Here is a 7887-nt window from a genome sequence, read left to right as displayed (position 1 = left end):
AAGTGAAGGAGCTGTCTGCTGAAATGCTGAACTTAAATTCTGAGAAAAAGTCATAAAAAAATGAGCGTATCTGGATACGCTCATTTTTACCGCATTTCAGCTATTTTGTCTTAACTGATCAGCATTAGCCCGAAGGCTGGTTTTTTTATGCGGGGAAATTAACCACCAATTTTCTTGTATTTGGTACGCTTTTGAACCGCAGCATCACCTAAACGCGCTAAACGATAAGCTTCATACTCAGCATAGTTACCTTCGTAGAATTCAGGCTGTTCGTTCTCAAACGACAAGATGTGCGTTGCAATACGGTCAAGGAACCAACGGTCGTGCGACACCACCATTACCGTACCTGGGAATACAAGAATTGCATCCTCAAGCGCACGTAAGGTTTCGATATCCAAGTCGTTCGATGGCTCATCTAGTAAGATCACATTTGCGCCCATTTGCAGGATTTTCGCCAGTTGTAAACGGTTACGCTCACCACCTGACAACTCACCTACACGCTTCTGCTGGTCTTGACCTTTAAAGTTAAAGCGACCGATATAAGCACGTGATGCAATTTCATAATCGCCAATTCTTAAGATATCCAAACCGCCAGAAACTTCTTCCCAAACGGTTTTGTTGTTATCTAAGGTGTCACGAATCTGACCCACATACGCTACTTTAACCGACTCACCCAAAGTCACCGTACCCGTATCTGGCTGTTGTTCACCAGTCATCATACGGAACAGTGTGGTTTTACCCGCACCGTTTGGACCTACGATACCCACAATTGCTGTAGGCGGTACGGTAAAGCTCAGGTTTTCGTACAGTACGCGACCATCAAATGATTTGCTGATGCCTTCCACTTCTACTACTTTATTACCTAGACGTGGGCCAGGTGGAATATAGATTTCAGAAGTTTCGTTACGCTGTTGGAATTCGCGTGAGTTAAGCTCTTCAAAACGCTCCATACGCGCTTTGTTTTTCTTTTGCTGACCTTTGGCATTTGAACGAACCCATTCAAGTTCTTTCTTCAATGCTTTAGCAAAAGACTCTTCTTGCTTGTTCTCTTGTTCTAGACGCGCATTCTTCTGCTCTAACCAAGAAGAATAGTTGCCTTGATATGGAATACCCATACCGCGGTCAAGCTCAAGAATCCATTCCGCTACGTTATCCAAGAAATAACGGTCGTGCGTAATCGCCACAATCGTGCCGGCAAAGTCTTTCAAGAAACGCTCTAACCAAGACACAGATTCTGCATCCAAATGGTTCGTCGGTTCGTCTAGAAGTAACATGTCTGGCTTAGATAAAAGCAAACGACACAATGCAACACGACGACGCTCACCACCTGAAAGTAGAGTCACATCCGCATCCCAAGCTGGAAGGTTCAAGGCAGCTGCGGCTTGATCCATTTGGTTGCTCAGGTTATGCGCATCCCATGAATGGATAATCGCTTCAAGTTTTTCTTGCTCTTTTGCCAACGCATCAAAGTCTGCATCTTCTGCTGCATATTCAGCAAATACTTCGTCCAAACGCGCCAAAGCATCCAATGGTTCACGTAAACCATCTTCTACGTTTCCACGGACATCTTTATTTGGATCAAGTGGCGGCTCTTGTTCTAGGTAACCAATTTTGATACCCGGTTGCGCACGCGCTTCGCCAGAGAAATCTTTGTCTACGCCCGCCATAATACGAAGCAAGGTCGATTTACCTGCACCGTTTAAACCAAGTACACCAATTTTTGCACCCGGGAAAAATGACAAAGAGATGTCTTTTAAGATTTCGCGCTTAGGCGGAACCATCTTAGACACTCGGTTCATCGTATAAATATATTGGGCCACGTAGGACTCCTCAATAGAAAAACCAAAAAATCGCAAGAAGCGAAAAAATATTTGCGGGCATTATACGATGAATACGTTGAAAAAATAAGGCATGAAACCGATCTTCAATGCAATGTTACAACTTTCAGTGCGGTTATTTTTTAAACACTCTCTTTATCTTACTTTTCCGCAGACAAGAAGCTACGCTCAGCTCATCTTTATGAATTTTTTAGATAAATATTCATTATTTTCACACTTTCACTCATATTCATTGATGGTAGACTGTGCAATATTTAACTCACGTAGATGAAGTCCCATGACCTATAAAGATGAAACTTTGGCTATCCATGCTGGTTATAGCCCCGAAGCCACCACCAAAGCAGTGGCCGTACCGATTTATCAAACCACCTCTTATGCCTTTGATAATACGCAACATGGTGCGGATTTATTTGACCTTAAAGCACAAGGTAACATTTATACCCGAATTATGAACCCGACCACTGCGGTGCTAGAACAACGTTTAGCCGCACTCGAAGGCGGAATTGGTGCGTTGGCTTTAGCCTCTGGCATGGCTGCCATCACCTATGCCATTCAAACCATTACCGAAGCAGGGGACAACATTGCTTCTGTTTCAACCTTGTACGGCGGCACCTATAACCTGTTTGCCCACACTCTACCGAAACAAGGTATCGATGTGCGTTTCTTTGACTATCAAGACCCTGAAGCCCTACGTGATTTAATTGATGAAAAAACCAAGTTGGTTTTTGTTGAATCGATTGGCAATCCACTGGGCAATATTATCGACCTAGAAGCGATCGCCAAAATCGCACATGAATATGGTGTGCCTGTGGTGGTCGATAATACTGTCGCAACCCCTGCACTGCTGAAACCCTTTGAATATGGGGCGGATATTGTGGTGCATTCCCTGACCAAATATATTGGCGGGCATGGTAACTCAATTGGCGGTGCCATTGTCGATAGCGGTAAATTCCCTTGGGGCAAATATCCTGAACGTTTTAAAGTGCTGAATACGCCAGACCCAAGCTATCACGGCGTGAACTATGTCGAAGCTCTAGGCGAAGCAGCTTATATCGCGCGTGCCCGCGTGGTACCACTACGTAATACCGGCGCTGCGATTAGCCCTTTAAGCGTGTTCTTGATTCTACAAGGCTTAGAAACGCTAAACCTACGTATGGAACGTCATACTGAAAATGCGCAGAGAGTCGCAGAATATTTACAAGCCCATCCCAAAGTGAAATGGGTCAACTATGCTGGCCTGAAAGATCACCCTCAGCATGGCTTAGCGCAAAAATATGTCAAAGGAAAACCTTCGGCAATTTTATCCTTTGGGGTACAAGATGGCCGCGAAGGTGGCACCCGCTTTATTGATGCTCTACAACTCTTCACTCGCTTGGTCAATATTGGCGATGCCAAAAGTCTGGCCTGCCACCCCGCCACCACCACACATCGCCAACTGAATGAAGCGGAATTAAAGTCTGCTGGAGTAAGTCTTGACATGGTGCGTTTATCTGTAGGCATTGAACATATTGATGATTTGATTGCAGATTTAGAACAGGCCTTGGCTCAAGTCTAAAATACAGACCACTAAACTTAAAACCTCAATCACATGATTGAGGTTTTTTATACGCTTGTCTTTTATATTTATAGCCCTTTCACTTCGCTTGAATTCGTGGTAAAAACAAGTAATTAGAACCAATAAAATAGAGCTTTTGCTCTAAAATTATTTATTATTTCAATAACTTATGCCGTGATATTTTTAAGCAGTTTAGGTATTATACCGTGAAGGAAAGCCGCTACATTTCTCCGAAAATGCAGCCTTAATAATCGAATATAAAAACAGCCATAACCCTAAAATATTTGACTTAGATCAGGAATGATAACGTGAATTCAAGAATGGATAGACTTTTTAAAGAACGTGTAAATGGAAAAACCGTCTTAATTACAGGCGCTTCAAGTGGTATTGGTTTAACCGTTGCACACAAACTGGCTGACGCAGGAGCGCACGTCCTTTTAGTTTCGCGCACCAAAGAAACACTAGAAGAAGTGAAAGCAGAAATCGAAGCCAAAGGTGGTTCAGCCTCTGTTTTTCCATGTGACCTAAATGATTTAGACTCGATTGATGAAGTCTCTAAGCAGATTTTAGCTTCAGTCGATCATATTGATATTTTAATTAATAACGCAGGTCGTTCGATCCGCCGTGCTGTACATGAGTCAGCAGAACGCTTCCACGACTTTGAACGCACCATGCAACTCAACTACTTTGGTGCTGTACGTTTAGTCATGAACATCCTGCCACAAATGATGATTCGTCGTGATGGGCATATTATTAACATTAGCTCGATTGGCGTATTGGCAAATGCCACTCGTTTCTCAGCCTATGTGGCGTCTAAAGCCGCATTAGATGCATTCAGTCGCTGTCTTTCTGCCGAAGTGCATTCACATAAAATTGCGATTACTTCGGTTTATATGCCTTTGGTACGCACTCCAATGATTGCGCCGACGAAAATTTATAAATACGTTCCGACTCTTTCGCCTGAACAAGCAGCAGATCTAGTTGCTTATGCGATTGTGAAACGCCCGAAGAAAGTGGCAACTAACTTAGGTCGTTTGGCATCAATCACTTATTCAATCGCACCAGACATCAACAATAAGCTCATGTCGATTGGTTATAACTTATTCCCAAGTTCTACCGCGTCTGTAGGTGAACAGCAAAAACTCAACTGGGTGCAAAAAGCGTATGCACGCTTATTCCCAGGTGAACACTGGTAAGTTTTCTTACAATTTACCCAACCTTTGATCAAAGGTTGGGTAGCTAAATTTTTTACAACTCTTTTATAGTTATTAATATTCGCTTAAGAAAAAAAGCCCATCATAAGAGCAACAATAAAAGGGGAAAAGAAATGCAGACATTTTATTTATTCAAGCTTTTTTGCTTCATCTTTGCTGCAACCACTGCTTTTAATCTATATACAGAACTTACCCTCTCTCATATTTCAATTTGGCAAGTGCTGATTCATGGCGGTTTGCTGATGATCTTGCTCGAATTTGGCTTTAAGAGCCAACGCGCACCGCAACAGCCTACCCCACTGACGAGCGAAATATACTCTCTAGAAACAAAAAACAAGCCAACCTCACAACCCTCAAGCATGTATTGCAATATTTTTTCAAAAATAGGTTTAGTCTCCATTTTTTCCAGCCTGATTGCACAAAGCCTAATCAGTTAAGACTCATACCTTTTTTTGTGGACAAAAAATAAAGACGACGTGACCCTTCTACTTTTTGTGTTATAAACAGCCGTCTTTTTTTATTTTGTGAATTTATGCGCGCTTTTACTTTCGTACTGCAATATGTGTGTATCGCTTTTGCGATTTATCTCTGCTACCGAGTAGGCAGTAGCCTGTATTTACAAGATTATGTATTGATGGATATCGTGGCCAATGTCGGGACGATTCTAATCTGTATCGACCTTGCTGTTTTCCTGTGGCATAGCCGCAGCACCCAAGCCATAAGCCTCAAAGATTATGCCACTCGACTGGAACAACCCGCTCCAACTTTTGTCAAAGTTTGCCGAAAGCTTGGGCACTTTGGCATTATGCTGATTATCACCAGTTGGATCGTGCCCATCATCAACGGATAAAAGTAACCATAAAAAAAACCTCCCACTTGGGAGGTTTTTTTATTCAAATCTTAAAGATTATTTCGAACCTTTAATCCCTGCTTGAAGTAACAATGCACCTAAACCACCAATTTTATTTTCTTGAGGTTTAGCCGTTTGCGGCTTCTTATTTGTTTGAGCACGCTCGCCTTGAGGACGTGTTTGTTGTGGACGTTTACCTTGTGGTTTACGTTCACTACGCTCTGTATTTTCACGACGTGGTTGACGCGGAGCTTTAGCCGCTTCAGCACCTTCCGGACGCATCGACAAATTCACACGATTACGCTCAGCATCTACAGTGAGTACACGTACTTGCACAATTTGCCCCGGCTTCACCACTTTATGCGGATCTGCAACGAATTCATTGGCCAACTCTGAAATATGAACTAAACCATCTTGGTGTACACCCACATCCACAAAAGCACCGAAGTTCGTCACATTGGTCACGACACCTTCAAGCTGCATGCCTTCAGTCAGTTGCGCAACTTCCGTAATGTCTTCACGGAATTTTGCTGTACGGAACTCTGGACGCGGATCACGACCTGGTTTTTCCAGTTCAGACAGTACATCTTGAATAGTTGGTAAACCAAATTTCTCATCTGCAAATTCTTCAGCATTCACTTGGCGAATGATTTCAGAGTTACCAATGATATCTTTCACCGTCGTCGCTTTCGCTTCAACAATTTTACCGACCAGCGCATAAGACTCTGGGTGAACAGCAGAAGCATCCAGTGGCTCTGAACCATCTTGAATACGTAAGAAACCTGCCGCTTGTTCAAAAGTACGCTCGCCTAACCGCGGTACTTTTTTCAAATCTTGGCGGTTGTCGAAACGGCCATTTTCTTTACGAAAATCGACAATTTGCTGCGCAATCGACTTATTCAAACCTGCGATATAACCCAAGATAGCAGATGATGCAGTATTAACATCTACACCTACCGAGTTCACACAGTCTTCAACGACTGCTTCAAGGGTTTTCGCTAAACCAGTTTGGTTCACATCATGCTGGTACTGACCTACACCAATCGATTTTGGATCGATTTTCACCAGTTCAGCCAATGGGTCTTGTAAACGACGTGCAATCGACACTGCACCACGAATCGACACATCTAACTCTGGTAACTCCGCAGAAGCCAATTCAGATGCTGAATAAACCGATGCACCCGCTTCTGATACTGAAACACGGGTCAGTTTTAAATCACTGTTTGCCGCCATCATTTCAGCTACAACGCTTTCTGTTTCACGGCTTGCTGTACCATTGCCAATGGCAATCAGGTCAACATTGAACTCGCGGCATAAACGAGCAAGTTCTGCAATTGAACCCGCTTTATCGTCTTTAGGTGCAAATGGATAAATCGTGCTATGTGCAAGTACATCACCTGATGCATTCACCACAGCCAATTTCACCCCTGTACGGATGCCAGGGTCTACACCTAAGGTTGTACGTGCGCCCGCGGGTGCAGACAACAACAAATGACGTAAGTTTTCAGCGAAAACATCCATTGCTTCAGATTCGGCTGCAAGACGTTTTTCGGTGAGCAACGAATGTTCGATACTTAGACGAACCTTGCCTAACCAGAACAATTTAGCCGTTTGTTTTAAATAGTCTTGACGTGCTTGTGGCTGTGCAGTTTCAAGGCTGTATTCTGTTTCAATACGCGCCAATGGTGCATCATCTTCGCCATCAACTTTTAAACCTAAAACGTTTTCTTGACGACCACGTAACATAGCCAATAAACGGTGTGATGGGACTTTATTTAAATTTTCAGAAAAGTCGAAGTAATCGCGGAATTTTTTGCCAACTTCTTTTTTCTCATCACTTGCCACTAAACTTTTTAAAGTGGCTGTTTTTGCAAACGTGGCCTTAAGTTCAGTTGTCAGTGCAATGTTCTGCGCCCAGTCATCAATTAAAATATGTTGAATCGCATCCAACTGACTTTCTAGATCTGGATAATCTTCATGGCTAAAGCCTGCCAATGCTTCAGCTGGATCAACCGCTTCTGCAAAGATTTTCTCTGCAATCGGGCCCAAGCCTGCTTCTTTGGCTTTAAATGATTTACTGGTCCGTTTTGGACGGTACGGTGCGTAAATTTCTTCTAAGGCATTTTTAGTTTCAGCAGCATTTACACGTGCCAATAAATCATCAGACAATTTGTCTTGTTCTTTTAATGATTCGATTACCTTGTCGCGACGTTCAAATAAGTCACGTAAATAAGCCAAACGTGTATCGAGCTGACGTAACTGCGCATCATCTAAGCCTTGCGTGACTTCTTTACGGTAACGCGCAATAAATGGAACGCTAGCACCTTCATCAATCAACTTGATGGCAGCCTCGATTTGATTTGGACGTACGGCAATTTCTTTTGCCAACTGCTGAACTAAGTCAGTCATCGTATGTGATCCCACAAGGAT

General features: G+C 43.1%; 6 protein-coding genes. 4 read left to right on the top strand and 2 right to left on the bottom strand.

Annotated elements, in window-relative coordinates:
• Positions 1 to 158 precede the first annotated feature (158 nt).
• The gene (ettA, locus tag MF4640_RS10520) at positions 159 to 1820 is read right to left on the bottom strand and encodes an energy-dependent translational throttle protein EttA (RefSeq protein WP_004691537.1); all 1662 of its coding nucleotides are present in this window, start codon (positions 1818 to 1820) and stop codon (positions 159 to 161) included.
• 295 nt (positions 1821 to 2115) lie between these two features.
• On the opposite strand from ettA, the gene MF4640_RS10515 reads away from it, so the two are divergent.
• The 4 genes from MF4640_RS10515 to MF4640_RS10500 all read left to right on the top strand — a co-directional run bounded on the left by MF4640_RS10515 (position 2116) and on the right by MF4640_RS10500 (position 5457).
• The gene (locus MF4640_RS10515) at positions 2116 to 3393 is read left to right on the top strand and encodes an O-acetylhomoserine aminocarboxypropyltransferase/cysteine synthase family protein (RefSeq protein WP_078389536.1); all 1278 of its coding nucleotides are present in this window, start codon (positions 2116 to 2118) and stop codon (positions 3391 to 3393) included.
• Positions 3394 to 3713: 320 nt separating this feature from the next.
• Positions 3714 to 4589 carry an SDR family NAD(P)-dependent oxidoreductase gene (locus MF4640_RS10510; RefSeq protein ID WP_238893368.1) on the top strand — a complete coding sequence of 292 codons (876 nt, stop codon included), beginning with the start codon at positions 3714 to 3716 and terminating at the stop codon, positions 4587 to 4589.
• A gap of 131 nt (positions 4590 to 4720) precedes the next feature.
• Complete coding sequence (locus MF4640_RS10505; RefSeq protein ID WP_010327664.1) at positions 4721 to 5044, top strand: hypothetical protein; 324 nt, start codon at positions 4721 to 4723, stop codon at positions 5042 to 5044.
• A 95-nt stretch (positions 5045 to 5139) separates the two neighbouring features.
• On the top strand, positions 5140 to 5457 hold the full coding sequence (locus tag MF4640_RS10500) for a hypothetical protein (RefSeq protein WP_029575131.1): 318 nt from the start codon (positions 5140 to 5142) through the stop codon (positions 5455 to 5457).
• Positions 5458 to 5514: 57 nt separating this feature from the next.
• On the opposite strand, the gene MF4640_RS10495 is transcribed toward MF4640_RS10500, so the two are convergent.
• Positions 5515 to 7866, bottom strand: a complete 2352-nt coding sequence (locus MF4640_RS10495) for a Tex family protein (RefSeq protein ID WP_078389535.1) — start codon at positions 7864 to 7866, stop codon at positions 5515 to 5517.
• Positions 7867 to 7887 lie beyond the last annotated feature (21 nt).

The organism is Acinetobacter sp. MF4640 (genome assembly GCF_002018895.1).
GTDB lineage: Bacteria > Pseudomonadota > Gammaproteobacteria > Pseudomonadales > Moraxellaceae > Acinetobacter > Acinetobacter johnsonii.
This window is presented reverse-complemented; position numbering and strand designations above follow the sequence as displayed.

What these genes read in the sequence shown, in the direction of transcription:
- MF4640_RS10515 (WP_078389536.1), top strand. Translation starts at nt 2,116, where the DNA reads ATGACCTATAAAGATGAAACTTTGGCTATCCATGCTGGTTATAGCCCC.
- MF4640_RS10510 (WP_238893368.1), top strand. Translation starts at nt 3,714, where the DNA reads ATGGATAGACTTTTTAAAGAACGTGTAAATGGAAAAACCGTCTTAATT.
- MF4640_RS10505 (WP_010327664.1), top strand. Translation starts at nt 4,721, where the DNA reads ATGCAGACATTTTATTTATTCAAGCTTTTTTGCTTCATCTTTGCTGCA.
- MF4640_RS10500 (WP_029575131.1), top strand. Translation starts at nt 5,140, where the DNA reads ATGCGCGCTTTTACTTTCGTACTGCAATATGTGTGTATCGCTTTTGCG.
- MF4640_RS10495 (WP_078389535.1), bottom strand. Translation starts at nt 7,866, where the DNA reads ATGACTGACTTAGTTCAGCAGTTGGCAAAAGAAATTGCCGTACGTCCA.